Raw genomic sequence first — 24,182 nt, 5'->3', positions numbered from 1 at the left:
TAATCCCTGGATAACCTCGTGGTCCTCGAAGGAGAAGAATTCTGTGGCTTTTCTTCTTTTTACGTTTACACCTGTTTACGTGAGATAACTTCTTTTTTTTCTTTTGGATGAAGCGCACTGTTGATTTTTTAACTTTTCGTCTGCCTCGGCGGCTTGAAACATTTTTGCACTTCTTTTTATATGAATAGCTCATCAGATCATCCCTCCTTCTTGTACTCCACGTCCAATCTCCGAATTTGGCAATAGTACACTCTATGCAAGGGACTTGCTCTGTGCGTCATTCATATTAAAAACCAAAATACTCCATCATTTCAGTGTGCCCGGATTAGTACCATACATTTGCCTAAATCTACTGATAAAGTAACTTGTGTTTACGTATCCTACCTGATGAGCCGCCTCTGATACACTAACTTTGCCACTTTCCAACAGCTCGTGCGCTTTCTCCATTCGTTTCTCAATGACATATGCATGAATGGACTTCCCGTATTGCTGCTTGAATGCTCGTTTCAGCTTATTTTCGTTCATCATTGCGGGGCGAACCAACTCCGGAATCGTAGGTGAATCTGCATAACAAGCATTTAGTATTCGCTTTACCTCCTTCAACCCAGCCAGGTCGGAATCACTTAACTTTATCTCTGGCAATTGCGGCTGTGGTCGATCAGTCAGCTCTCCAGTAAGCACGACGATTAATTCCGTCAACTTGGCTTGCAAATAATGTTCACGAAGGTCATCAGAATATGTACATCCCAACATATCCTGTATAACACGACGGGCTACAGGCGGGATGTCCATTCCGGCTATTCTAGGCACATGATTGAAGTTGCTAATTGCTCCGGTCTCCCGAATCTTCTCGAACAGTATGGAACAGAATCCAGGAGCGATCTGGAACCCCATTTGCATACTGCGCTCATTTTCTTCATATGTATTGGTCGCCGCATATGCACCACCATCGTATATCCCGAAATAATTCTCTGGTAAAAGATGCTCACGCCCCGTATCTCGATTGCGCCATCTCTGCTCACCCATAAGGTTAAAAGCAAGCACAACCCCTGCATGTTCACCTTGTTCGTCTACGAATGTATTCCGGCGTGGGGTAAGATCTGACCATGACCATGTGGCTTGTGATCCCAGCCTTAACGATTGAAACAGCCCACTCCCTACATGTTCTGGAACATCAAATGTCGTCATGTGCATCCTCCTTTTTCAGCTATTCAAGCTCCCGATTGAGCTAACAAGTGCATCAGCAAACCATGTAACATATACATCAACAAGATCCTTTAACTTGTAATCATATCTAACCTCGACAAGGAGCAGTTTACATGGAATCCCTAGATCACATTTATTACGTTGCACTCACCTTTCACATCCCCAAGCAGAGGCTTAAACCATATCGCACATACCTTGAAACCCAAGTTATTCCCGTTTATAAGCGCCATCGGAATACGATGATTTCAGATTATAAATTGTACACACACAAAATAACGACTGAAAAACACGGTGATTTTCCCGTATGGAACATTCTACATGTTCTGCAACTTCATCATCGCGAGAAAGCCGATTCGCTTCAGAACGAACTAGATCGTATACAACCGTTTCCTGAAGCTGTCGTTGTTCGTCAGGAATTGCTCTCCAGTACGCCACGTAGCCATTTCCCTATTCAAAGTGAACAAACCCGCAGACGCTGGCTTAAGCCGCTGCAGGTTGTTGAATATGTTGATGTGGAGTTCAATAAATTGGAACAATTCCGCGACATCATGATGCAGCGAAATGGACCAGCTATGCATTTTATTTGTAATGAACGAAGATGGTGCCATAGCTTCTACGCACTGGAGACTGAACAAGTGTGGACGCATCATCCAGACTACCCTGGGTGGAACCAGCTTCATATTATTGCGCTATATCCAGAAGCCCCATTTAAGTATAAAAAAGATTTTGGACTTGGGCTGGCTAGAGCCTCAGATATTACTTTTGAAGAGAACATGGAGCAGTTGAAACAGATTCGCACGATGCGGTACAAATGTATTAGCTCACGATTGTAGAAGATTGCGCAATCGGGATTCCGAATCTAACTTCGGGCAACTGTTGCAGTATCCATGTGCATGACTGCCGCTTCCAACCTGATAGGCCAAACAACAATATCGGCGTATCAAAAGCGGCTGTCCTTGCCACTTGGGATGCTCGAAACATTTTAGCTTACTCGCAAACGGAGATTCGGTATCACCTTGCGGAGTAAGCCATACGCTGCGATCCTCTTGTATTCGTGTTAATCGTTCAGCCGTTTTCCATATGCTTTCATCATGGATCATTTGTGCATACAGCTGTTGCACATTGTGTGCAATAAGTGCCCACATGACCTTCTCACTCGCTCCCGTATCAGCAGCTACACCCTTAAAGATCGTTTCCAGATGTAGCTGCAGTCTTCCTTTAAGCATGGTGAGCTGAGATCTTCGCTGAGTAAGATCTGCATTTGCAACTAAGCACTGCTCCAACTGACTCTCATAACGCATTCTTCCTGATCCAGTCAGTTCCACACGTACAACATCGTTTTCAATTTGGAGTAAGGTGTCATACAGACTGAATGCAGAGACGACAGCCAGAACCCATACCGAATAACGCTTCGCAAAAAGTGTGCCAACAGCAACACTTCCCGTGCCTCCAAGTTTAAGCCCCTGCTGTGTAGCCTGTTCACTTAGAAACGATTTTCGTCGCTCCTCATCGAGCAGATCTTTCACCGTAAAAGAATACTCGGAAGTCTCCCATGAACTTCTAATCTTCGTCACAAAAAAGTGCTGTAATGCCTCAACTAGCTCGGAGTGTTTTGGATCTGAATCTTGATCTGAACCTGAATAACGTCCCATCTATTGAATCATATCTTCAATTTCGTTGATAATCTCGCTACGTCCGATAACTCCCCAGCCCTTGAACAACCAGAAGGAATCCGTTGTATAGACCTGATCCGCAACGACCGCAGGGACACTCTTCCAAAGGGAGCTTTCGTTAATGCCATTTAGATAATCCTCAGCGTTTGGGTCAACCTCCAGAACTACAAAATCAGCATCAATATCTGCAATCTTCTCCATAGACAGATCCTCACGTTGTTCGGCTGGCGTCACTCCAGTAGGTTCAAATCCAAGATCATGATACAACAGCGTATTGGTTGGATGTCCTTTTGCCGCATAGATCTGTAATGTTTTTTCTCTTACACGCAGATAAGCTAGCTTCTTCTCATCCAATTGTTCAATTTTTGCTTTAAGCTGGCTGGCTTGTTGTTCCACTTCAGCAATTTTTGTTTTGGCCAGATCGACCTTGTCATACATCCCTGCAATAGTTAACAAGTCCTGTGTCCAATAGGTGGTATCGTCCGTATAATCCAGCCATTCGGTACCAAGTACGATGGTCGGCGCAATTTTCTCCAACTGCTCATACGAGTTCTCAGCCGTTCGGCTCTCAATTAAGATAACATCTGGATCAATCTGAAGAATAGCTTCTAAGTTGGGGCTGTCTGCAGAACCTACGATTGGAACTCCAGCCAACTGATCTGCAAGATAAGGAAGGTAATCTCCTCCATAACGCACTTCTACATTAACACCTGCTGGCTTCTCGCCTATCGTCAACATGTGATCAATATAAGAAGCAGACAAGACGACCATACGATCAATTTTTTGTGGTATAACTGCTGTTCCTTTAAGATGTTCAATCGACTGGGTACCACTCTGTTCTGCCGATGTGTCCTGATCCTGAGGTGTAGTCTCCGCTACTTCCGACGTTTTCCCGCATGCCGCTAGAACAAACACAAGCAGGGTTATCAGTACGATCCATGATGCTCTCTGTCTAAACATTCTAGTAAAACCCCTCTACTATTTAATAATAATAATCATTATCACTATAGTAGGGAAAAGAGTTCTTGCTTACCATGGATTATTTCACTCTCTTCACTTGGACAATATCACCGTGCAGTAATACCAAGCTGCTCCGCTACATATCTCATAGCCCACATGCGACCTGTAGGCCCTAACGTTTTGAAGAAGATATCCTCTGCATTGTATACACGACCCTCTTGAACTGCCTTCAATGCTAGCCACTCAGCCGAACTCTGCAACTGACGAAATTGAGCGCTAGCCTCAGCCGTCGGATCAACCATGACAAAAATATGATCTGCCTCATATAAGCGCAAAGCATCAAATTGAGTTTCAACAGCCCACTGCTTCTCTGGAAATCGATATGGCAAATGAAACCCTAGATCATCGTATAGTAAAGCCCCTGTCTGGCTATTGCGTCCATACATTCGGTAAAACCTCGCGGTCACCCGAAGAAACATCACACGCTGCTTTCCCCATCTCGATTGAATGCGCCCTCGAAGCAGCTGACTTAGTTCTGCATGCTCTTCAATCCACCGCTCAGCCTGTTCAGTTCGTCCCATAATGTCAGCCATGTACAGAAGCCTTTCATCAAAATGATTACTGTGTTCCAGCAGAGTCGTAGGGGCAATGTGATGCAGTGCTTCATTAGGCTCTAGTCGGTCACTCGTAATGATTAAATCTGGTTGCAACCTTCGCAGCTTGTCGTAACTCTCATCGAAGCTGTTCAACATAATCCCCTGATGACGATGTGCTTGGAGCATAGGAATAGCAACTGGATGTGCCACTCTCTGATCATAGGATAGAGCGGATACCGGCGTCAGACCAAGCGTAATGACGTAATCATCCAACCCGTAATACGTGGTAGCGATACGATTTACTTTCTTTTTCATATACAGGGTTGGAGCAATGCCTTCCTTCTTCTTGAACATCCTGCTGAAATAATGCTCGTCCTTATAACCGACCTGCTCTGCGATCGCTTTAATCTTATCGGAGGAGAACAGCAATTGTTTGGCTTTAGCCATACGTTGTTTCAATATATATTCCATTGGCGTCATATGAAGTTGCCGTTTGAACGTTCTGGTAAAATGATTCATGCTAAGCCCCGCCATTTGGGCCATCTGCTCCATGCGAAGATCTTCGGTATAATGATCCTTCATGTATTCAAGAGCCAGATCCATACCTGCGACAGGTGGAGCTGCTTGCTTAAACTGACTCATTAGCTGTATCAATAACTGGTGCACAAGATGCTTCCTACGTAGGTTTACTGGACTCTCTGTAGGACGTTTACCACTTACCAGTTCATTCATAAGCTCATGAATATCTTGTGTATTGGAAGACATGTGAAGCTTGCCCATAACAGGAAAATCAAACGTAGACGTATGCCAATTATTCTGACTGCGAGTAAGTGCCACACACGAAAATAAAATGATCTGATATCGGACTGGTGCCTCCGTATACGTCTGGAGCTCCACATGCATGCCAGGCTTTAACAGGAACCATTCCGCTTGTGACACTGTATGTACAACGTCATTGATCATAAGAGTTCCCTTTCCAGCGATAACTCTACATATGGCAAATCTATTCCAGGTTCTTCGCTGAATTTCTCCCGGCTTGCTGGCGTATTGACGGACATGCACAGCAGAGAAATACAGCTGCTCCAGTCGTTTTATCCAATCCATTTCTTCCATGCTGAATTCCTTTCCTGTTTGGATCAAATTCACTAATCCATAAATAACAATCTACTTTTTGGCATTCAGTAACAGATTCTTGATGGTATCTAGCTGCAATTCCAGTGAGTATGGATCTTCCATCACGAATTCGTCCCCTTTGTCTCCGAAGGAGCCATACGCATAGACCTGTCCTTTCTGCACAGCAGGAAGGTGTTTCCATACTTCACTGTTCAATACTTCATTAGCCCTTCATCTTGTGAACCATATATGAAGACATGATCTCCAATGAACTCAGGCAGTACCTCAAGAGAAATATTCACGAATCCTTCCTTCATATCTAGCGCTTGCTGAGTAGGCGGAAGCTTCAACATATCATAGATGGTAGAACTGCCGTAATTTCCACCTTCTGCTGCCATAACATACAGTGCTTTATTTCCAACCTGTACGATGGATACGGTCTCACCTTCTTTGATAATTCCATCAATCTGCTGCTTCGCTTCTTCGACGTCTTCTTGGTACGCAGTGATCCACTTCTCCGCTTCCTGCTCTTTCCCAAACACACCAGCGATTCGGCGCAGCTTCTCCAGTGGCCCTGAGGTCGTCTCCCCTTCCCAATAAGGTAAAAAGACGGTAGTCGCAATTTTCTCGTAATCCTCAATATTTTTGTCAATAGAACCAATAATAAGATCCGGCTCAAGTGAAACCAACTTCTCCAGATTCATCGGGAATTCCCCGCCCAAATCTTCAATGCCTGCGATAATATCTTCGGAGATACCGGACTTCTCAATCCACGATTCGTTTAGCATAAATGTTCTCACACCGATAGGGATGATGCCGAGCTTCAACAAGTATCCCATATATTGATCTGAGGCTACACGCTGCGGATTGGCTGGAATGACAACATCACCTCGCAACGTTGACACTGTCCGCGTCTCTGCGGACGTAGCTGATTTTCCGTCCGTCGTTGCCTGATTACTGGATTGTGCCGTAGACGTAGTCGTTGCTGGTTGCGTATTGCTTGCAGACGGTGCAGGACTTGAACAAGCCGCGAGCAAAAGCGTGAAACATAGCAACATCGACAATGCTGTCATTTTAAATTTTCCTTGCATAAATAATTCCCCTCCAACATTCTTATGATATTGATAATCAATATCATTATAAAGGTGAGAATTAAGAGGTTGAAGGGCATTTTCTTGCATCAAATGGGGCAAATCATGCTTTTTTTGAAAAGTAATCGCTTGTTTGGCTCCATTCATACGCTGTTTCTTTTTGTATTGCAGAGGTGAAAGTCCCTGGATCTTCTTGAAGCTCCTACTCAGTGAATGGGCGTCTGGATAACCAACCTGCTCGGCAATCTGTTGCAACGTCGCATCGGTATGAGTCATTAGGTATGCAGCTCTCTCAACACGTCTCTGTGCCAGATATTGAATAGGGCTGACATTTAACTTTTGTTTAAATAGTCTAGACAAGTGCCCCACACTACATTCCAATTCCTGCCCCATCTTGTCCAAACCAAGAGGTTCATGTAGATGCGTGTTCATATATTCGACCGCTCTTGTCACCAAATCCGGTTTGAAAGGCTGAATAGACCGGTTATGTAAATCCTCCAATAAAGCGTAAACCCACTGCTGGAATAACACTTTGGCATGCAACTTAGCCAGTTGGGTAGGCCGCTCCCACTCTAGATAAAGTGCCTCAATATATTGATACATGTCCAGCGGATTAGCTGGAATCATGGCAAACTGATCCTGGAATGGACGCTCATGCTCCATCAGATATTGAACTTCCATACGACAGGGCAATGTTAGAACCGCTTTGTACAAAATCATATAATAAGCAACACCGGAATCGGTCTCTATTTCTAGCGCGGCAAGCTTACCTCCATGGACGACATGGAAACCATCAATGATATAACGCTGTTGATCCATTCTTACCCTTGCGGTTCCGTCAATCATATATAAGTAAGTACTTGCGGGCAATTGATAATGGCTTAGCTTCTCTCCAGGTTCTAAAGTATTTTTGCGGACATCCAAAATTTTGATAAAAACATGATTCCATAGAAGGATATGATCATTTAAATTCATTTTTTCGTACGATCCTCCTGTCTAGGCACAGCTCTAAACGTTAAACTTTAACAATATGAAACCGGTCTGTTACGCCTTCTTCGGATAAAGACTTGCTTTTATTATAGTTTAAATGATAATAATTCTCAATGAAATACTGCCAATATGTTTGCCTTCAAACGGATAAACTACATCCACATCGATATTTCAGCTGCGTACTATACAAACTCCATCTTTTGTTAACCTGTTGCAAATCCATAAAAGGCATGATATATTAATTGAGCCGTCAATGATTGATACCTCAAATATTGATCCATCAATGATCGACAGCAGCCAACGTAGTAATCATTAGGCAATGGCATTGTATACTGGCAACTTTAATTATTTGTTAACATACGCCGTTGTTCATGATTCAGATTCACCCGGGAGGTCTAGTCATGACACGTATGGTTTCCAAAGAAGAACAGATCATCAATCTGCTGAATGTACTGGGTAACAAAATTAGTCCCAAGTTCGAACGCTGTACAGGTATCAGCTCCTCTCGCTTTGAGATTTTGCATGAATTGGATCAGGTCGATGAGATTAACCAGTCCATGCTTCAGAAAATCATCAATATCGATAGTGCTGCCATTACACGCCACCTAAAGCAACTAGAAGCGGATCAGATGGTGACCAGACGTAAGAATCCCGATGATAACCGGGTAACTTTTGTTCGTCTGACAGATCATGGTCGCAAGCAGATTGAAGGCTATAAGACAGAGAAAACCAATTTTATTAACCAGATTCTACAAGATTTTAGTGAAGAAGAAGTGCTTGCACTCGCTGATTACTTGGAACGTATGCAAAACAACTTCTAACCAACCTAAATACAGAGGAGAGAAATATACATGAGTACAATTGAAAGCAAATTCCAAAAAACAAATGATTTTAACGAAATAACTTACGGCCGTCGCTCCGTTAAACTTTACGATCCTGAAGTTAAAATCAGTCGTGAAGAAATGACAGAGATTCTGGCAGAAGCTTCACGTGCACCTTCTTCTGTGAATATGCAGCCGTGGCGTTTTCTTGTTGTAGACACACCAGAAGGTAAAGAAAAACTTGCTCCTCTGGCTAAATTCAACCAAAATCAAGTGCTGACTTCTGCTGCTGTCATTGGTGTATTTATCGACATGAACAATGTTGAACACCTGGAAGAGATCTTCAGCAAAGCTGTGGAACATGGTTTCATGCCACAGGATGTCAAAGATCAACAAGTTAAATTTGTTAAACCTTATTATGATAATATGCCTGCAGCAGCTCTGCGTGACGTTAACCTGATTGATGCTGGTCTTGCTTCCATGCAATTGATGCTGGCTGCTCGTGCACACGGTTATGACACTAACCCTATCGGTGGTTACGAGAAAGATCAAATCGCAGAAACATTCGGAATGGACAAAGAGCGTTATCAACCAGTAATGCTGATCTCGATTGGTAAATCTGCCAAAGAAGGTCATCCTTCCTATCGTTTGCCTGTAGATACAATCACAACTTGGGCATAATCTTAGCTCTTCGTCACAGCCAAATTTGATTCATACACAATATATTTGAAAATAACGGAGGTAGACTATTATGATTATCATTCACGCACACCTGCAAGTTAAACCGGATCAAGAGCAAGCTTTCCTTGCTGCAACGAAAGAATTGATCGCTGCAACACGCCAAGAAGAAGGCAACATCAGCTATGAATTGTTGAAACATACAGAGCAAGAACAAAAATATACGATGGTTGAACTGTGGAAAGATGAAGCAGCTACAGCTGCTCATAACGCAAGTGCGCATTTCCAAGCTTTTGTTCAACAAGCCGCAGCTTTCATGGCTGCACCAATGAATGTTGAAGTATTTGCTGGAGAAGCTGTTAAACACTAATATTCCTTCCGTGTTGCATACTCAAGCTATGCATGCGATATGTATAGAACAGTACAGCCACATGAAGCTCATCTGATGATGATTTCATGTGGCTCTTTCATGTTTAAAGATTGAAACAAACAGCACATACACTAGATAGTTTGGTTTTCAACTGTACTAGTATTGAAGTTACCTACTTGATGGGACGAGCAGGAGTAATACTTTGCGGGTTGTTGAACACATTTTTGGGATCATACTTGGCTTTGACTCTCCGTAATCTGGCGTAGTTTGCACCATAATACACAGGTCCATAATGCTTGATGCCTTGGTCTGGTACGTTAATATATGAACCTACAATGTATGGCTGTAATTTTCGGCGTGTGTTACGTACGATTGCAATATTTTTGGCGGCTTGAGATGGTTTCGTCCAAGAGCTGTTCCATTCAACATAAAACTTCGCTTTGCGCCAGAAAAACGCTGTAGACCTAGGTGATTTACGACTTACTGCTCCGCCCCAGTTGAGGAAAAAGAATCCCGCAAACTCTCCTTCTACATTTTCCAAAAATCTACACATCGACTTGATCGCTTGGTCTGGAAATGGTCGTTTGGCGAAACCCGAAGAGAACTGGTTACTATACCTTTGAGTAAGTATCGGATCTGGTGGCAACAGGAAGGTTACAGCATCAGGATAAGGCACCGAGCGTATAATCGTTTGCGTTGGTGTTCCGACACTGGTGAGTGGCTTTAACAAGCGAAGTGCTTCTGTTTTGGAGCCAAGAAATAACCCCTCCATACTCACATTTCCACCCTTTTTAGGTCCAATGGACAACTCACTGCCCAGTCTTGTATCCACGGACGGAGCCCACTTTTGCCAAGCTTTCAGAACTTTCTCCCATTGAGCCCACGGCCAAGTAATCCGATATACCGTAGCCTTTTCCGGTGCACGACGTACTTTGAATTTGTATTTGGTGTATACCCCGAAGTTACCTCCGCCGCCTCCCTGAGATGCCCAAAAGAGATCTGCGTTACAATTTCGGCTTGCCCGAATGACTTTTCCGTTAGCGTCCACCATCTCAAGTTCGAGCAAGTTATCGCTAATTAATCCAATGGTGCGCTGGAGTGGCCCGATCCCGCCACCTAACGTAATTCCACCAATACCTACCGTCGGGCTGTCACCAAATGGAGCGATGAAGCCTTTTTTCGCCAGCGTATGTGCGATTCGCCCCACTCGATTTCCTGTGCCCACAACGACTGTTCCCTTTTTGGTATCCAGCTTAATGGTATTCAGTTCACTAACATCAATAACAATGCCACCATTCACCTGCGATAGATTCACTTCAAGTGCATGCCTTCCACTCCGTGGTCTGATGGGTACGTTATTTTCACGAGCCCACTTGATGGCATTGGATACATCTTTCGTTTTTTGGGCAAAAACGAAGACTTTAGGTTTTCTGTCGGTATGAGGATCCCAATTTTTACGTGCTGCCTCATAATCTGGATCTCCTTTATAAATAACCCGTCCGGTAAGCTTTGTTGATGATTTCACCATATGCCACTCTCCCCATTGACCATTTGTTGACTCCCACTCCACGAAAGTACCCTATACTGTATGAAGGACATTCGCGGAGGGAATGGGCGAGTTCAAAAAAAAAGAATCTTCCCTCTCGGCCAATTGGACCTGGGAAAATTCCTTATACGATGAGATATAATGATCATCACAGATCGATTAAAATGCGTTTAACCGTCAACTGGGTCAATCTTAACAAGCTTGCGTGGCTCCTGTTCTTTCTCACCATACCAAACTAAGACATCAGCTAACTTATCCAGAATGCGAATAAAATGTTCCTGGTCAGTCGCTGAGATGTTATCAGCGTATTTAAAAATCTCATCGAAACACAGCTTACGCACAAACGCCGTGTACTCGGCATACACTTCTCGTCCCTTTGCAGAAGGTTTAACATAGATGTCTTTGCGATTGCCGCTTAGATGGTACTTCTCAAGCAAGCCTTTTTCAGTCAAGTTTTTCACGTTCTTGGAGAACGTACTGCGACTAACGCCAAGACGTGCTGCCATTTCGGACATTTTCTCTTCTTTATCCTCAGCTTCAAGAATGTACTCCAAAGTCTGAATCTGTGAAGCCGAGAACATCACATCTGTACCATAACTTCGCTGCAGCTTATAGGTGTTAGAATATGCATTGCCATATTTGATAATCTTCTCAACGAGTGCTCGATGGTTGCCCATCCATTCCAATTTCATCGGTAATCCCTTTCATTTTCAAATTCTCTCTCTAAATGTACTGAAATCAGATATGTTTTTCAATCCACGTTATCGCTTCTTCAATAACTTCATCACGATTAGGCTCGTTAAAGATCTCGTGCATGAGGTGTGCGTAAATTATCAACGTTTTATCGGTAGAGGCAATATCTCCGTAAAAGTCACGTGAATCCTGTTCACTCACCAGTCCATCATTCGCTCCATGCAGAACAAGTACCGGATCAACAAATTGCTTCGCATGTTCCTTCAGCCACGCTACCCCATACCCCAAGCTATTGAACAGATCTACAGAAATTTGCTTCTCAACCAGCGGGTCATTATTGTATGCGGATACAACCTCTGGATCACTACATACACCACTTCCAAGCTCATTCGGAAAATACGTGCCAAGTGGAAGGTCAAGCGGAAGGTCTCCGGCAACCTTCGTATTGTAACGAGTGAGTGCTCCTGAAAGGATAATACCTTTTACTTTGCCAGGGTATTTCGTCCCAAACGCAGAAGTTGCAAAGCCGCCCATGCTATGTCCAATCACAAATAGCGGGATATCACCGCTCTCTTGCAATGCTGCTTCAACAATGACATTGACATCATCAATGATTTGATGAAAATCACTGTAGAACGTGCGCTGCCCTTCTGATCTGGCATGACCCCGATGGTCAAACCGATACACACTAACCCCACGTTTATTCAGTTGTTCGGTTACATAATCATAGCGCCCAGCATGCTCGCATAACCCATGAACGATAACGACCGCGGCCTTCACATCACTGACAACATTTTTACTGAAATAAAGCTGAGTTCCGTCAAAAGATTTAATCGTTGTCTCCACTGTGTTCATATTCATCCCGTCCCTTTCACTGAGTTCAAGTCATCGAAATGTTGTAGCTGGAGTGCTTGTGAATCACCAATCCATGATTCTAAGTCAACTTCAATTTGTATTCATTAAACATAATATTGTTTCTTACGGAAACAATATATCACGACTTATGTACCTTGTCTACGAGAAATTATAGCGCTTACAAAACAGGCAAATGCATACCTTCTGCAGTCCAACCACAAATCCTCTCATGCTTGTCGATTTCCCCTCATCATTAAATAGAATAATAGCCCAATTAAAATTCAATTTTATATGATGAAGTGTATTAGAGATGTACCATATTAATCAACTGAACTCTCTATCTTAACTCGAAACCATTTATGAAACCTCTTGTTCCGTTGAATTCCGCTGTTGCTCCCCGCTCTTCTTCTTTCGGTTCCGGATAGATCCCACAATCCATAACAAGAGTGGCAGCAGAATAAAGTTCACAGGTAGATTAAACGGTACAGCCACTAGCTTAGGAAAAAGAATGGAGCTATCCACGAAGTCACGCGGTATCATCGAGAGCACAATCGCAATTGGGGCAGCGATAAATATAAAAATGCGCCAACGCTTGATGCCAACCATTGAGAAGTCCCGTAAGAGGCTGCAAACAAATAAAGCGATACCTTGATGAAAATCCCCATAATCCAGATCGCGACAACGATTGAATCAAGATTTTGCAAGAAGCCGAAGGAAACAAAGCGCACTAGATTGAGAAACGGATATGTTTGTCTGGATGCAGTTGAGTAGCCAAAAATTGCGACACATTGCATTGCAGACAATAGCGTAAAGAGACCTGCTACCACTGATCCGAGTACAGCCCCTTTCACACCATCGCGTGGATGAGAGAGAAAAGGTAATATCATCATGAGCAATATGTTGTCCCTAGAAAGGACGCAGTTGGCAGAGCACCTTTGACCAGCACTAATAGATTGTTGTCAGCCATTACTGGCATCAGATTATGAACCTGAACCTGTGACATGTTGAGCAACAAGGGCACCATAATGCCGAGCAGAATGAGCGGTCCCAATACCTCACTGCATCTGGCCAGCACCTCAATCCCAGCGAATGATACGTAAACCGCCACAACAATCATACCAACAATGGGGATAATGACTGGGGTCAATGGAAGAATCGTACCAATCATAAAATCGCCATATTGTCTCAAAATGATCGCTAGCACTGTAAACCAGTACAAAACGTATAGCAAAATGATAAGATGCCCTAGAATCTTGCCCATAATCTTAGGTGCATAGGTAATGAGGGATTCGTTCGGATACATCATACTGATGCGAGTCAAGATATAGGCCAGCCCCACGGAGAACATGCTGGAGAGCAATATGGATATCCAGGCGTCCTGCTTGGCAATAGCAACGGTAGGATTGATAGTGAGTAGAATAGTCATACCAATCTGCATTGTAGAGATCATCCAAAAAATTTGATTGCCGCTGATCTTCTCCTTGCTCATGGGGCCTACTCCTCTCTATTTGGATTGTTGGGTGCTAAACATACCGGGACGTAAAATATCCGCTTTTACTATAACCGTGAACTTGATTTGCGGGAAAATAGCCGCCCAATCCTTCTCATGCTTTTTCCATATGCGAGGATATTTACGGTGAAAAGCGCCAGCAAAATTGAAAATGTCCGTTTTGTATTTGTTTTTGGCTTCATCAATTGCCAGATAAATACGCTCCTCGATATTTTCTTCAAGCTGCTTTTCAATCCTGTGCAGACTCTTGCTACTCTGATCGGTGTTAATGTCCGTTGTATTCTGAATTAATTGATTCTTGCAATTAACATGGATTGTAATGAACCATTCGCCGTTTTTAAAAACAGGCTTAATTCTTGAGCGATTTCGCAGCAGCTGTACCGACAGCGTACCGTCCGAATGTTCTGGACGTATGGTAATAATCGCATTATCCATTTCGTTAATAGCCCAAAGAATACCTCTGGTTACTCGAGTATCGGATACACCGATCAGCTTACCGTCATGCAGGATCGCTGTTCCATTGATATAACCGACGTCTTTTGAAGGATCGTCCTGATTAGGTGCTTGAAGCAATTCAACCCAGGGGAGCAACGCCGTCTTGCTCTCTTCTTCTAACATCTCCATCAAATGTGCCATCGACGAGGTGATGCTCGTTTTGTTAACAGCCATCTCACGCAAAACTTCAGATGTATTTCGCTCCAGAATGGAGTGCATCTCTAGTACTTTTTTGGCTTTACCTTTGCTAACAAAGACATAAGCTCGCTCACGCGGCTCTGAATCCCGCATAAGGAAATCCATATCCTCCTTTATGCCGTGTTCTACCTTGTCTGCGCCAAATATGTATACTTCAGCATGCCCCCAATAAATTTTGCGTGAAAATTTCATCTGTAACTGGGACAATGCATCCGCAATATTTACACCGGAGGCAGATTGTACAAAAGTTGTACCTGTCCCGCCTGACGCTTCCCCGGGTGACTGACCCTGCGCTGAATCTTGAGGGATGAAGATTTGTATACTGACTTCAATCGTCTTGTCATCCCGCTGATCAATGGCTACACCTGTTACAAGCGCCAAGTCATTGACTTCCTTACGATCCCAACAGCCGCTCAGCAAAGGACACAGTAACAGGACGACTAGCAAAAGTAAGGCAATACGCACCCGCCGGTTCATGAGGAAGCTCCTTCTTCTCCTTGATCGGGACGATCGAAAGAGGATTGCCGAATCGTTTTTTTCTTCCCAGTCAGGCTTGGTCGTTTCGTATTGCTCCAAATCGGCCCCCGCATGAAGCTGTCTAACATCTCACTCCATTTCATTGGCGCAAGTGGTTGCAAGTAGGGAACACCCAGTGAACGAATGGAACATAGATGAATAATGATGGCAATTACGCCAAGCATCAGCCCAAGCAGACCAAACATCCCCGATAAAAACATAATGGGAAACCGCAATAGACGAATGGCAATACCAGCGCTGTATTGTGGCAGTAGAAAAGAAGCGATGCCCGTTATAGCAACGACCATAACCATTGGTGATGAGACAAGCCCTGCGGAGGTTGCCGCTTGTCCAATGACAAGCGCACCAACGATACTGACGGCGGAACCTACCTGCTTCGGCAAGCGTACACCGGCTTCTCGCAATGCCTCGAAGGAAACCTCCATCAGCAGTGCTTCCACAAGGGCTGGGAAAGGAATATCTTCCCGTGACTTCGCTATGCTGAGCAGCAGTGAGGTAGGTACCATTTCCTGATGGAATGTCAGCACCGCCACATATAGCGAGGGTAGAAGCAGCGAGATGATAAGAAACAGAAATCTAAGCCAGCGAATGAAACTGCTGATAATATAGCGCTGATAATAATCCTCCGGCGATTGCAACATAGCAAAAAAAGTTGTAGGTGCGATGAGGCAAAATGGTGTACCATCCACCATAATGCCGATTTTCCCTTCGAGCAATGAGGCACTAACGACATCAGGACGCTCCGTAACCTGAATCTGCGGAAATGGCGAATACGGATGATCCTCAATCAGACCCTCGATATATCCGCTTTCCAGCACGCCATCAATATCAATTTTCTCAATGCGTCTTCTGACCTCTTCTACCAGAGAATGATTGGCGATGCCATCAATATGCACAATCAGGACAGCGGTCTTCGTATATCGCCCAACCTGAATCGGATTTAACTTCAGTGCGGGATCTTTAATTTTGCGCCGCAGCATCGAGGTGTTGACACTTAATGTTTCGGTAAACCCTTCACGAGGTCCGCGGATAATCGATTCTGCCGCAGGCTCCTCAATGCCACGCTGCTGCCAACCAGGTACGCCGACGGTAATGCCGAATGGCAGCTTATCCACGAACAGCGCTACGCTTCCGTTTGAAATGTGGTTAAGCAGATCTTCAAAACTCGTAACGATGGTTAGCTGGCTTGTAGTGACGATCGAGCAAATGTAGGCAAAGTCAATCTGGGAATCACCAGCACGCGCTTGTAGCAACGGTGCCAGAACATGCAGGTCAAGAAGCGACTCATTGACCATTCCGTCGATAAACATTAGAAAAGCATCTACGCTGCTGGCGAGCGGAAACGTTCTTGTTTTAATATCCGATGAATTGTTATAAATCTTCTTGATGATGTCCACATTCGCTGCTAGCTCCGTGCTGAAGGGCATATCCCGGTAATCTAAAATGTCGACCATCTCAATGCTCCTTAAGTGAGTAGAGTAGTTGCGTAAGTCTAACTTAAGGATATATTTTCTCAAAACGGATTTTTTATTCTCTCTTGGCAAAGACACAAGCTACTCAATGGCATCATGTATGAAGTTTTAGGTGCGTGGGGTTGGAATGTTAGCATAGGCTAAACCACTAGTACTCAAGGCTTTCAAGTTATCAAAATGATAAAAACTAAAAAACACCATCACATGATGTGACGGTGCTCTTACCAAACTTTTGAGACTTTCGCCATAACTCTAGCTGCGGTTCTTAACTCCCCAATCGCACAACTGTTCCAACACGGGCAACAACGTCTTAGCCTTGTCCGTGAGGCTATACTCGACTTTGGGCGGCACTTGTGGATACTCCTTCCGCTGAACCATCCCATCGGCCTCCAACTCTTTGAGTTGTGAGCTTAGCGTCTTAAATGTGATTCCCCCCAGCTGCCTTTTCATCTCATTGAAGCGAACCGTTTGTTTTTCCGCTAAGAGATAGAGAATAATCATTTTCCACTTCCCTCCAATTACGGACATCGTATAACCAAAGGGTGTATCTGCAATATTCGTATCTCCGCCGTTCAAATCGGATATTCCCATCATTTCACACTATCCTTTCAGATAGTACCTATCTTTAAAGTGCGTACTATCCTATTCTATGTCCCAAGTTTATACTTAGCCTTACTTTCAAGTAAAGGAGAGAAACATATGAATGCAGTTCAAACGTATAATCACAATCTCTGGGATCACGGTATTTCACAAGGATACAGTGTCAACGGTACCCTCTACATCTCGGGTCAATTCTCCCATAATGCAACAGGTGAGTTCGTTGGAGTTGGTAGTATTGAAACCCAGACGCGTCAAACCCTGGACAACCTGGATCACGTGTTAGCAGAATTCGGAATTACGAAAAACAATCTCGCTTATGTTGAAGTGTACCTAACTAACGCACAGGAACATGGAGGGCAAGTTATTGAGATTTTTAAAGAATACCTCGGGAATCACCATCGTCCTGCCGGTAGCCTTATTGGTGTTACCTACTTAGCTTTCCCCGAACAATTAGTCGAGATCAGAGCAGTAGCACATACGGAATAACGCTATTATAAGCGGTTAGTAGCCTCTCTTAGCAAAGTGAAAAGCGGAGATTCTCAGCATATGTGCCGGGAATCTCCGCTTCTCATAACAATTAGTACAGTCTGATCAAAAAACTGCCACAATTAAAAGAGCGACTTAGTGCACGTACTCCCGCTCAATTCGGACTAACTTGCTACTCTCTTCAAAATCAACGGACAGACCCAACTGTTCAGAAACAAATCGCAGTGGCACAAAGGTTACACCCCGAACAACTTTTGGAGCTACGGAAACTGTCGTTTCTACACCATTGACCCGAACTTGCTGGCTACCCGTCTTCAAAACAATTTCCTTCTTATCATCTGAGATCCGAATGACTCGATCTGCTGGATCCCACTCGACGTCGAGTCCTAGTGACTCACTTACAAGCCTTAGTGGAACGAGCGTGCTTCCTTTTTCAATATAAGGACGATTCTCCTCATCAAAATATTTCGTTCCTGTACGTGTCTCATATGACCAACCTTTCTCAACAGAAAATTGCAGGTTCCATTTCTCCGTCTCGCCCGGATAGAAGTGCTGGGATAAATCATAGAAGTCTACCGTATAAGATAACTCGGTAGCCTGTCCACCCACTGTTCGCAAGCCACTAATGTTAACTTGGTATTTCCCTGTGTAGTCCTCTACTCCGTCCAGACGGAAAATAATAGCGTTAGACACGCCGAACCCACTTAACTGCACATTCATGTATAGATCCTTGTTGAGATCGTTATTTGTACTATCTAACGCCCATTTTTCTGGCTTTGTAGATCAGTGACTTGTACCTTTACATTCTGCAAAGAAGGCTTCTCATACTTATCAGGATTCAACGTGACCGACCATGGGTGAGAACCGCCAAATAACTGCTGCGGGAAATCTGCTGCCGGCCAGGCGATGTAATCATAATTCACTGCCTCAGCACGAGACTTGTCGAACACCTGCATTGAACCATATCCACCAGCGATACCAAAACCCACCTTCTGCAAAGAAGGATTGAGCACCCAACGGCGATGTCCTACTCGATCTGCATTCCTACCTGTATCTGGCATATAACCGTCTAATACATTCCTACTTAAGTTATCTCTTCCGCTTGACAGGTTACTACTTTTAGTGGATTCATAGCCTTTGTTATAGAAATCATCTGTCATATCTGCTGGTTTCTCAGGATAGTGAGACAGCTTATCGGTAGCAGCCAGTAAGACCGCACCATGCTGTGCCAACGCATTCAATTCGTCATCCAACTGCACATCACTTGGCAATCCCGCCAAGGCACGAGCAAGATTCGTAGCTAACAAGGCTTGTTCAAGCATTGTCTGATTCACTTTTCCGATCTCATATGGTGCTTTAAAGGAAGGTTCCGTATCATAAGTCTTTAATCCAACATTCATGTCCTGCAGTTGATTCCATGTTCGCTTGACCTCATCCCGTTCTGGAAAAACAAGTCCTGCTGCTGATGTCAGATTAGGCGCTAGCATAAATATCACAAGCCACGCCATCGTCACAGCAGACCATCGCAATACAATTCGTTTCATCTCTCTATATTCCCCATTCTCTTCGTTGCTATTAGTATAAGAAGTCTTTGATCTTAAAAATGGATGTTCCTCTAGCTCTAACTATGTATCTCTCCAGCAAGATGTAAGATGTACCTAAAAAAAAAGCTCACTCCTTTACTATCATATTTAGTTGCTTGTATGCCATAAACTTATAAACCTTCCATCATCATAACAGAACCCTTATGTGGGTTCTACTATATTTAACCAAGCTGACCAACCTTGCCATCAAGCACGGCAGCTAGAGCTGGGAGCTGCACGCGGGTGTGAAAATAGAGGCTTCCTTTAGTGATAGAAGCATCACCTTTAAATTTGTTCGTGTGCACTGAATTTTTTGCATATAAAAACTGCAATTTAACATAAAAAAACCCGCCAAACACTCGGAAATCCTTGTGTTTAGCGGGTTCTTTTAGTATGGAGCCTAGGGGATCGAACCCCTGACCTCTTCGCTGCCAGCGAAGCGCTCTCCCAGCTGAGCTAAGGCCCCAAGATATACAATGATAACTTGTCCACCACTACAACAATCCGCAGGCGACCCCTTTATCATATTCAATCGGTGTTTTACTGTCAATATCTTTTTCTGCTCCCACAAAGCTGACCAAAGGATCTGGAGAAGAACAATCTTCTTACCTGGAACACAATCATGACCACGTATCGTAACCCCAGCTTGCTCTTCTCCCTTTGCCTAGGAATCCTAATCCTCGAGGTCTTCTTTGGACAGCAATGATTTCAATTCTTTCATGAACATATTGATGTCTTTGAATTGACGGTACACCGAAGCAAAGCGAACATACGCCACTTCATCCACGGGAAAGAGTTGTTCCATCAATAACTCACCAATCTGGCGACTCTCCACTTCCGCATCAGCGGTGTTACGCAATGATTTTTCTGCTTCAGAAACCATCATCTCAAGTGTCTCCACCGAGACTGGACGTTTCTCACATGCGCGAATAAGCCCGCGGAGGATTTTATCCCGACTGAACTCTTCTCGGCTTCCATCTTTCTTAATAACAATCAGCGGTGTTTCTTCCACCATCTCAAAAGTGGTAAATCGGCGGCTACATTGCTCGCATTCACGACGGCGACGAATGGATTTTGCTTCATTGGCCGGACGGGAATCAAGCACCTTGGTGCCCATAAAAGCGCAATAAGGACATTTCATTTTTCGATCACTTCCCATGTTTGACTTTTTTCCATAAGTTCCCTGTAAGCATTTTGTAATGAAAATGGTATCTACGACACATAATACTTTTACCAACCGCGAGGAGGTGAACAGCAATGGCACAAAGCAACGGTAACTCCAACAACTTGGTGGTAACTAAAGCTTCCGCAGCCCTGGAACAACTGAAATACGAAGTTGCTCAAGAACTCGGAATCAGCATCCCACAAGACGGATACCAAGGTAACATGACTTCTTACGAGAACGGTTCGATCGGTGGATACATCACGAAGCGTCTGGTAACAATTGCAGAACAGCAATTGGCAGGTCAATACCAATAATATCTGCATCGTAATACGGTATTATAGAGGAGCATGGGGCGACCGGTGAACAACCGGTCTGCTCTGTGCTTCTACTATTATAACCGGCTCTTGTACCGTGCATGATGCCATTCGTTTTTTCACAAATCACCTGCATCTAACTACAGCATCCCACGATATATCCGAACTAGAACGTATTATAGATCTTAACATATTGATTATAATAATAAATAACGCGTTGTACATAGTGCCGGGTTTCGCCAAAAGGAATGTCCTTGACTGTATCAAAAGAACCATCCCACACGCCATCTCGGAGCCAGCTACTTACTTTACCAGGTCCTGCATTATATGCAGCAATCATAACCGCTTCGTTGCCATCGAACTGATCGGACAAGTTCTTCAAATACCAAGTACCAAGCTGAATGTTCCTTTCAGGCTTATGCTTCAGTTCTTCTAATGACGTACCCGGAATTTTGGCCTGCTCCATAATCCAATTTGCCGTATCAGGCATAAGTTGCATGAGTCCGATCGCACCGCGTTTGGATTCCAAGCTTGTTTTGAAATTAGTCTCTACCTTAATGATCGAAGCAATTAGAAACGGGTCTACCTCATAGCTATAGGATTGTGCCCGTATCTCATCCTTATATTGAATCGGGTAGAACCACGCCATCCAGTTCGTATTCAGGAACAGCACTAGAACGAAGGAAACAAACATCAACAACAGTACTCGTTTCTTACGCAGCCATTTCATATTAAACCCTTACCTTGAAGGAGAGATATGACTTGTTGCTCTGTATCGGCCCATGATCCGCTGTTATCAATCACGATATCGGCAAGCTGTTTCTTCTGCTCAATGTCCATCTGGGCTGCAATCCGGGCATCAGCCTGCTCACCAGTCAACCCATCCCGGCTCATTAATCGTTCTCGCTGTAACTCTCTAGGTACGTATACAACGACGACTTCATCGAACCCTTTTTCCAGACCCGACTCGTACAATAACGGAATATCCGATACGACAAGCTTATCCGGGTGTGCCTGCTCATATGCAGCCGCTCGTTCTCTCATCTCTCGGCGAATCGCCGGATGGGTAATAGCCTCAAGCGCTTTACGTTCCTCTGGATGCTGAAAAACAATACTACCTAGCTTCTTGCGATCCAACGTCCCGTCTTCATGAAGAATGGCTTGTCCGAACCGCTGAACAGCGGCAGCCAAAACAGGATGCCCGGGCATCATAACCTCCCGGGCAATAACGTCTGCATCAATGAGCAGTGCTCCTTTACTGGCAAGAAGGGCGGAAACACTGCTCTTTCCTGTGGCGATTCCGCCGGTTAAGCCAATATTCATCATTTCACCTCACAACAGCTTCATTATTCCCATAAACATTAATAACAGTGCTGGCAACACGGACAAGCGACGCATCCATTGCAACGCAGCAAAACGAAGTCCAACCTTCATCCCAAGTGACAGAAACGCTCCACTGAACAATGCAATGACAAGTGCTGTCCACAACGTTGGAAATCCAAGTAATGCTGCTCCAAGTCCTGCACCGAATGCATCCAGTGATAGAGCAATCCCCAGCCACATTGCTTCCTGAGTCGAGATGCTTCCCGAATTATCCATATCTGCCTTGGAGGGACTTCGTAGTATTTGAATCACGACGCCTAATTTTCGAAGTTCTAAGGTGAAGACCATCCGCTCCACAGATCCGCCTGAAGCAGATTGCTCCAGTTCCAGTGCAAGAACCTGATTCCTTCCTTTGGAAGTTACGTCTTGCTCTGTCAAGGCTGATGTTCCGATGGCTCTACGCTCCACATGCTCACTTGCCGAGTCTTCCTCCGTACCTTCGTCTGTCTCCGCTTTTTCCTTACTCTGCTTGCGAATAAGCTGGAATAGTGACCATCCACCAATCACAATCAAGATCACAGCACCAACTTCGGATGCTACATTCGGTGAAACTACACGGGAGAGAAGCACTCCCACCTGCATAGACAAGGCAATAACTAATCCCGAACAAATGGAGATAACAGCAATGGACAACAACGGAATCTTGGTTTTGCGCAGCCCATATGTAATCCCGACTCCAAAACCATCTAAACTAAGCGCCAAAGCAAGCGCCAGTAATGAAATAAAATGATGCAGCACCCCGGATTCCTCCCCTGTGCGGATCCATTCCAACCGACAGATGTCAGTATGGGTATTCGCCCGCTTATTTCTGCCATATCAGTATATGGAAGGAGGAATCCAAGGGTGCTACAGTTTAAGAGATCGTTCGAAAAGTAATGATGACTTCAGGCTCAGCGTAGTGATGCAACTAAAGTATAGGTTGGCATTTCGGGCAGTAATGTGTACCTCTGCCACCCACCACACTTTTCTCAATCATTGTACCGCAATTATGACAAGGCTCGGCTTTACGTCCATATATCTTCAATTGATGCTGGAACATGCCCATCTCACCTTGACCATTTACATAAGACTTAATCGATGAGCCACCTGCATTAACCGCATCCTGTAATGTGGACACAATCGCTTCGTGCAAAACCGTTAGCTGAGCTTCAGACAATGTTTTGGCAATCGTCTCTGGATGAATACCTGCGCGGAACAGAGCCTCGTCCACATATATATTCCCAATCCCGACGACATATGCCTGATTCAATAATACCGCCTTGATCTTGGTTGTCCGTTTGCCAACGGCATCGCGAAAGGCAGCAACCGTAAACGCCGGATCGAGCGGTTCTAGACCTAGCTTCAACAAGGGTTTGGAGACAAGCTCCTCTCCCGCATTGAACAAATGCATCGTGCCAAACTGGCGTACATCCTTATAACGCAATTCAGTTCCGTCGGTGAAATGGAAGATTACATGCGTATGCTTCTCTACCTCTTCGTTCTGCTGGTACACACCATAGCGCCCTTCCATCCGAAGATGAGAGACAAGCACCAGCCCGTCCAGCAAAATACGTAAAAACTTCCCTCTGCGCTCCACACCGATCACTGTATGTCCCGCGAGTTCTAATGCAAAAGCATCTATATCGTCCGGCCGCTGAATAATACGCGGCAAACTAACTGTAACTCGATCAATGGTCTTGCCTACGATAAGTTGATTCAATGTTCTTCTGACTGTTTCGACTTCCGGTAATTCCGGCATGATGTTCTCACCTCCCCTATATTATAACGGAAGATGAGGCTCAGCGGCACCCTTTCTTGTGTCAAAAGCATGGGCGTAACCAATTGTAAAATATCGGTAGCTCCCACCA

28 protein-coding genes and 1 tRNA gene are annotated in these 24,182 nt (G+C 44.4%); 6 read left to right on the top strand and 23 right to left on the bottom strand.

The genetic code is table 11. From position 1 onward, the window contains the following. Nucleotides 1-306 precede the first annotated feature (306 nt). Nucleotides 307-1,188: a helix-turn-helix transcriptional regulator gene (locus tag DMB88_RS09860; RefSeq protein ID WP_164848661.1), complete on the bottom strand. Its 882-nt coding sequence runs from the start codon at nucleotides 1,186-1,188 to the stop codon at nucleotides 307-309. A gap of 131 nt (nucleotides 1,189-1,319) precedes the next feature. Between DMB88_RS09860 and DMB88_RS09855 the strand changes: the two genes are divergently transcribed. Then, entirely contained in the window at nucleotides 1,320-2,039 is a 720-nt protein-coding gene (locus tag DMB88_RS09855; RefSeq protein ID WP_128101213.1) for a hypothetical protein, read from the top strand. On the opposite strand, the gene DMB88_RS09850 is transcribed toward DMB88_RS09855, so the two are convergent. The 5 genes from DMB88_RS09850 to DMB88_RS09835 form a co-directional block, all read right to left on the bottom strand. Further along, nucleotides 2,028-2,858 carry a (2Fe-2S)-binding protein gene (locus tag DMB88_RS09850; RefSeq protein WP_128101212.1) on the bottom strand — a complete coding sequence of 277 codons (831 nt, stop codon included), beginning with the start codon at nucleotides 2,856-2,858 and terminating at the stop codon, nucleotides 2,028-2,030. The genes DMB88_RS09855 and DMB88_RS09850 overlap by 12 nt on opposite strands. Further along, nucleotides 2,859-3,839 carry an ABC transporter substrate-binding protein gene (locus tag DMB88_RS09845; protein ID WP_128101211.1) on the bottom strand — a complete coding sequence of 327 codons (981 nt, stop codon included), beginning with the start codon at nucleotides 3,837-3,839 and terminating at the stop codon, nucleotides 2,859-2,861. A 107-nt stretch (nucleotides 3,840-3,946) separates the two neighbouring features. Further along, on the bottom strand, nucleotides 3,947-5,548 hold the full coding sequence (locus tag DMB88_RS09840; protein ID WP_128101210.1) for a helix-turn-helix domain-containing protein: 1,602 nt from the start codon (nucleotides 5,546-5,548) through the stop codon (nucleotides 3,947-3,949). 51 nt (nucleotides 5,549-5,599) lie between these two features. Then, complete coding sequence (locus tag DMB88_RS30970; protein WP_254438519.1) at nucleotides 5,600-5,764, bottom strand: hypothetical protein; 165 nt, start codon at nucleotides 5,762-5,764, stop codon at nucleotides 5,600-5,602. After that, nucleotides 5,761-7,614, bottom strand: a complete 1,854-nt coding sequence (locus tag DMB88_RS09835; RefSeq protein WP_254438518.1) for an AraC family transcriptional regulator — start codon at nucleotides 7,612-7,614, stop codon at nucleotides 5,761-5,763. Before DMB88_RS09835 ends, DMB88_RS30970 begins: the two co-directional genes overlap by 4 nt. 416 nt (nucleotides 7,615-8,030) lie before the next feature. Here DMB88_RS09835 and DMB88_RS09830 point away from each other — a divergent pair, with 416 nt between their 5' ends. From DMB88_RS09830 to DMB88_RS09820, 3 genes are all read left to right on the top strand, one after another. After that, nucleotides 8,031-8,450: a MarR family winged helix-turn-helix transcriptional regulator gene (locus DMB88_RS09830; protein WP_056695410.1), complete on the top strand. Its 420-nt coding sequence runs from the start codon at nucleotides 8,031-8,033 to the stop codon at nucleotides 8,448-8,450. A gap of 30 nt (nucleotides 8,451-8,480) precedes the next feature. Continuing rightward, nucleotides 8,481-9,131: a nitroreductase family protein gene (locus DMB88_RS09825; protein WP_128101209.1), complete on the top strand. Its 651-nt coding sequence runs from the start codon at nucleotides 8,481-8,483 to the stop codon at nucleotides 9,129-9,131. Nucleotides 9,132-9,201: 70 nt separating this feature from the next. After that, nucleotides 9,202-9,498 carry a putative quinol monooxygenase gene (locus tag DMB88_RS09820; protein ID WP_128101208.1) on the top strand — a complete coding sequence of 99 codons (297 nt, stop codon included), beginning with the start codon at nucleotides 9,202-9,204 and terminating at the stop codon, nucleotides 9,496-9,498. 172 nt (nucleotides 9,499-9,670) lie between these two features. Here the strand turns inward: DMB88_RS09820 and DMB88_RS09815 are convergent, their stop codons facing one another. The 9 genes from DMB88_RS09815 to DMB88_RS09780 form a co-directional block, all read right to left on the bottom strand. Continuing rightward, nucleotides 9,671-11,026 (bottom strand): FAD-binding oxidoreductase, encoded by a 1,356-nt coding sequence (locus DMB88_RS09815; protein WP_164848660.1) that lies wholly within the window; start codon nucleotides 11,024-11,026, stop codon nucleotides 9,671-9,673. Nucleotides 11,027-11,214: 188 nt separating this feature from the next. Further along, entirely contained in the window at nucleotides 11,215-11,736 is a 522-nt protein-coding gene (locus tag DMB88_RS09810) for a MarR family winged helix-turn-helix transcriptional regulator (protein WP_128101207.1), read from the bottom strand. Between the two features lie 46 nt (nucleotides 11,737-11,782). Next, nucleotides 11,783-12,592 carry an alpha/beta hydrolase gene (locus DMB88_RS09805; RefSeq protein WP_128101206.1) on the bottom strand — a complete coding sequence of 270 codons (810 nt, stop codon included), beginning with the start codon at nucleotides 12,590-12,592 and terminating at the stop codon, nucleotides 11,783-11,785. 357 nt (nucleotides 12,593-12,949) lie between these two features. Continuing rightward, entirely contained in the window at nucleotides 12,950-13,198 is a 249-nt protein-coding gene (locus DMB88_RS30210) for a hypothetical protein (protein ID WP_164848568.1), read from the bottom strand. Then, nucleotides 13,129-13,479 (bottom strand): GerAB/ArcD/ProY family transporter, encoded by a 351-nt coding sequence (locus DMB88_RS31955; RefSeq protein ID WP_368028363.1) that lies wholly within the window; start codon nucleotides 13,477-13,479, stop codon nucleotides 13,129-13,131. The genes DMB88_RS30210 and DMB88_RS31955 overlap by 70 nt, the downstream gene beginning before the upstream one ends. Then, nucleotides 13,479-14,081 (bottom strand): GerAB/ArcD/ProY family transporter, encoded by a 603-nt coding sequence (locus tag DMB88_RS09795; protein ID WP_128101204.1) that lies wholly within the window; start codon nucleotides 14,079-14,081, stop codon nucleotides 13,479-13,481. The genes DMB88_RS31955 and DMB88_RS09795 overlap by 1 nt, the downstream gene beginning before the upstream one ends. A gap of 15 nt (nucleotides 14,082-14,096) precedes the next feature. Beyond that, on the bottom strand, nucleotides 14,097-15,272 hold the full coding sequence (locus tag DMB88_RS09790) for a Ger(x)C family spore germination protein (protein ID WP_128101203.1): 1,176 nt from the start codon (nucleotides 15,270-15,272) through the stop codon (nucleotides 14,097-14,099). Then, the gene (locus DMB88_RS09785) at nucleotides 15,269-16,786 is read right to left on the bottom strand and encodes a spore germination protein (protein WP_128101202.1); all 1,518 of its coding nucleotides are present in this window, start codon (nucleotides 16,784-16,786) and stop codon (nucleotides 15,269-15,271) included. The genes DMB88_RS09790 and DMB88_RS09785 overlap by 4 nt, the downstream gene beginning before the upstream one ends. A 270-nt stretch (nucleotides 16,787-17,056) precedes the next feature. Continuing rightward, nucleotides 17,057-17,395 (bottom strand): winged helix-turn-helix transcriptional regulator, encoded by a 339-nt coding sequence (locus DMB88_RS09780; protein ID WP_128104389.1) that lies wholly within the window; start codon nucleotides 17,393-17,395, stop codon nucleotides 17,057-17,059. A gap of 108 nt (nucleotides 17,396-17,503) precedes the next feature. On the opposite strand from DMB88_RS09780, the gene DMB88_RS09775 reads away from it, so the two are divergent. Further along, nucleotides 17,504-17,890, top strand: coding sequence for a RidA family protein (locus tag DMB88_RS09775; RefSeq protein WP_128101201.1), 387 nt, complete (start codon nucleotides 17,504-17,506; stop codon nucleotides 17,888-17,890). Nucleotides 17,891-18,025: 135 nt separating this feature from the next. On the opposite strand, the gene DMB88_RS09770 is transcribed toward DMB88_RS09775, so the two are convergent. From DMB88_RS09770 to nrdR, 4 genes are all read right to left on the bottom strand, one after another. Continuing rightward, entirely contained in the window at nucleotides 18,026-18,610 is a 585-nt protein-coding gene (locus DMB88_RS09770; RefSeq protein ID WP_128101200.1) for a copper amine oxidase N-terminal domain-containing protein, read from the bottom strand. Nucleotides 18,611-18,645: 35 nt separating this feature from the next. After that, nucleotides 18,646-19,434 (bottom strand): CAP domain-containing protein, encoded by a 789-nt coding sequence (locus DMB88_RS09765; RefSeq protein WP_128101199.1) that lies wholly within the window; start codon nucleotides 19,432-19,434, stop codon nucleotides 18,646-18,648. A gap of 433 nt (nucleotides 19,435-19,867) precedes the next feature. Then, nucleotides 19,868-19,939: transfer RNA gene (locus DMB88_RS09760), tRNA-Ala, on the bottom strand. A gap of 207 nt (nucleotides 19,940-20,146) precedes the next feature. After that, complete coding sequence (gene nrdR / locus DMB88_RS09755; RefSeq protein WP_128104388.1) at nucleotides 20,147-20,614, bottom strand: transcriptional regulator NrdR; 468 nt, start codon at nucleotides 20,612-20,614, stop codon at nucleotides 20,147-20,149. Nucleotides 20,615-20,730: 116 nt separating this feature from the next. On the opposite strand from nrdR, the gene DMB88_RS09750 reads away from it, so the two are divergent. Then, nucleotides 20,731-20,952 carry an alpha/beta-type small acid-soluble spore protein gene (locus DMB88_RS09750; RefSeq protein ID WP_053783555.1) on the top strand — a complete coding sequence of 74 codons (222 nt, stop codon included), beginning with the start codon at nucleotides 20,731-20,733 and terminating at the stop codon, nucleotides 20,950-20,952. Nucleotides 20,953-21,118: 166 nt separating this feature from the next. Here the strand turns inward: DMB88_RS09750 and DMB88_RS09745 are convergent, their stop codons facing one another. The 4 genes from DMB88_RS09745 to mutM form a co-directional block, all read right to left on the bottom strand. Continuing rightward, on the bottom strand, nucleotides 21,119-21,682 hold the full coding sequence (locus DMB88_RS09745; RefSeq protein ID WP_128101198.1) for a lytic transglycosylase domain-containing protein: 564 nt from the start codon (nucleotides 21,680-21,682) through the stop codon (nucleotides 21,119-21,121). Further along, nucleotides 21,679-22,275: a dephospho-CoA kinase gene (gene coaE, locus DMB88_RS09740; protein WP_128104387.1), complete on the bottom strand. Its 597-nt coding sequence runs from the start codon at nucleotides 22,273-22,275 to the stop codon at nucleotides 21,679-21,681. The genes DMB88_RS09745 and coaE overlap by 4 nt, the downstream gene beginning before the upstream one ends. Before the next feature lie 9 nt (nucleotides 22,276-22,284). Continuing rightward, nucleotides 22,285-23,073 carry an MntP/YtaF family protein gene (locus DMB88_RS09735; protein ID WP_128101197.1) on the bottom strand — a complete coding sequence of 263 codons (789 nt, stop codon included), beginning with the start codon at nucleotides 23,071-23,073 and terminating at the stop codon, nucleotides 22,285-22,287. A gap of 169 nt (nucleotides 23,074-23,242) precedes the next feature. Then, a complete protein-coding gene (gene mutM, locus DMB88_RS09730; RefSeq protein ID WP_128101196.1) occupies nucleotides 23,243-24,073 on the bottom strand; it encodes a DNA-formamidopyrimidine glycosylase in 831 nt (276 codons plus the stop codon). Nucleotides 24,074-24,182: the final 109 nt, after the last annotated feature.

Source organism: Paenibacillus sp. DCT19 (assembly GCF_003268635.1).
Classification (GTDB): Bacteria; Bacillota; Bacilli; order Paenibacillales; family Paenibacillaceae; genus Paenibacillus.
The sequence above is the reverse complement of the archived record's forward strand: the minus strand, read 5'-3'. Positions and strand labels throughout refer to the sequence as shown.

Excerpts from the sequence above, each read along its gene's own strand:
- DMB88_RS09795 (WP_128101204.1), bottom strand. The coding sequence starts at position 14,081 with ATGAGCAAGGAGAAGATCAGCGGCAATCAAATTTTTTGGATGATCTCT.
- DMB88_RS09805 (WP_128101206.1), bottom strand. The coding sequence starts at position 12,592 with ATGAACACAGTGGAGACAACGATTAAATCTTTTGACGGAACTCAGCTT.
- DMB88_RS09790 (WP_128101203.1), bottom strand. The coding sequence starts at position 15,272 with ATGAACCGGCGGGTGCGTATTGCCTTACTTTTGCTAGTCGTCCTGTTA.
- DMB88_RS09835 (WP_254438518.1), bottom strand. The coding sequence starts at position 7,614 with ATGAATTTAAATGATCATATCCTTCTATGGAATCATGTTTTTATCAAA.
- DMB88_RS09815 (WP_164848660.1), bottom strand. The coding sequence starts at position 11,026 with ATGGTGAAATCATCAACAAAGCTTACCGGACGGGTTATTTATAAAGGA.
- DMB88_RS09850 (WP_128101212.1), bottom strand. The coding sequence starts at position 2,858 with ATGGGACGTTATTCAGGTTCAGATCAAGATTCAGATCCAAAACACTCC.
- DMB88_RS09855 (WP_128101213.1), top strand. The coding sequence starts at position 1,320 with ATGGAATCCCTAGATCACATTTATTACGTTGCACTCACCTTTCACATC.
- nrdR (WP_128104388.1), bottom strand. The coding sequence starts at position 20,614 with ATGAAATGTCCTTATTGCGCTTTTATGGGCACCAAGGTGCTTGATTCC.
- DMB88_RS09840 (WP_128101210.1), bottom strand. The coding sequence starts at position 5,548 with ATGGAAGAAATGGATTGGATAAAACGACTGGAGCAGCTGTATTTCTCT.
- DMB88_RS09765 (WP_128101199.1), bottom strand. The coding sequence starts at position 19,434 with ATGAAACGAATTGTATTGCGATGGTCTGCTGTGACGATGGCGTGGCTT.
- DMB88_RS09745 (WP_128101198.1), bottom strand. The coding sequence starts at position 21,682 with ATGAAATGGCTGCGTAAGAAACGAGTACTGTTGTTGATGTTTGTTTCC.
- DMB88_RS09830 (WP_056695410.1), top strand. The coding sequence starts at position 8,031 with ATGACACGTATGGTTTCCAAAGAAGAACAGATCATCAATCTGCTGAAT.
- DMB88_RS09775 (WP_128101201.1), top strand. The coding sequence starts at position 17,504 with ATGAATGCAGTTCAAACGTATAATCACAATCTCTGGGATCACGGTATT.
- mutM (WP_128101196.1), bottom strand. The coding sequence starts at position 24,073 with ATGCCGGAATTACCGGAAGTCGAAACAGTCAGAAGAACATTGAATCAA.
- DMB88_RS09770 (WP_128101200.1), bottom strand. The coding sequence starts at position 18,610 with ATGAATGTGCAGTTAAGTGGGTTCGGCGTGTCTAACGCTATTATTTTC.
- DMB88_RS09780 (WP_128104389.1), bottom strand. The coding sequence starts at position 17,395 with ATGGGAATATCCGATTTGAACGGCGGAGATACGAATATTGCAGATACA.
- DMB88_RS30210 (WP_164848568.1), bottom strand. The coding sequence starts at position 13,198 with ATGGTTGGCATCAAGCGTTGGCGCATTTTTATATTTATCGCTGCCCCA.
- DMB88_RS09845 (WP_128101211.1), bottom strand. The coding sequence starts at position 3,839 with ATGTTTAGACAGAGAGCATCATGGATCGTACTGATAACCCTGCTTGTG.
- DMB88_RS31955 (WP_368028363.1), bottom strand. The coding sequence starts at position 13,479 with ATGATATTACCTTTTCTCTCTCATCCACGCGATGGTGTGAAAGGGGCT.
- DMB88_RS09750 (WP_053783555.1), top strand. The coding sequence starts at position 20,731 with ATGGCACAAAGCAACGGTAACTCCAACAACTTGGTGGTAACTAAAGCT.
- coaE (WP_128104387.1), bottom strand. The coding sequence starts at position 22,275 with ATGAATATTGGCTTAACCGGCGGAATCGCCACAGGAAAGAGCAGTGTT.
- DMB88_RS09860 (WP_164848661.1), bottom strand. The coding sequence starts at position 1,188 with ATGACGACATTTGATGTTCCAGAACATGTAGGGAGTGGGCTGTTTCAA.
- DMB88_RS09825 (WP_128101209.1), top strand. The coding sequence starts at position 8,481 with ATGAGTACAATTGAAAGCAAATTCCAAAAAACAAATGATTTTAACGAA.
- DMB88_RS09785 (WP_128101202.1), bottom strand. The coding sequence starts at position 16,786 with ATGGTCGACATTTTAGATTACCGGGATATGCCCTTCAGCACGGAGCTA.
- DMB88_RS09810 (WP_128101207.1), bottom strand. The coding sequence starts at position 11,736 with ATGAAATTGGAATGGATGGGCAACCATCGAGCACTCGTTGAGAAGATT.
- DMB88_RS09820 (WP_128101208.1), top strand. The coding sequence starts at position 9,202 with ATGATTATCATTCACGCACACCTGCAAGTTAAACCGGATCAAGAGCAA.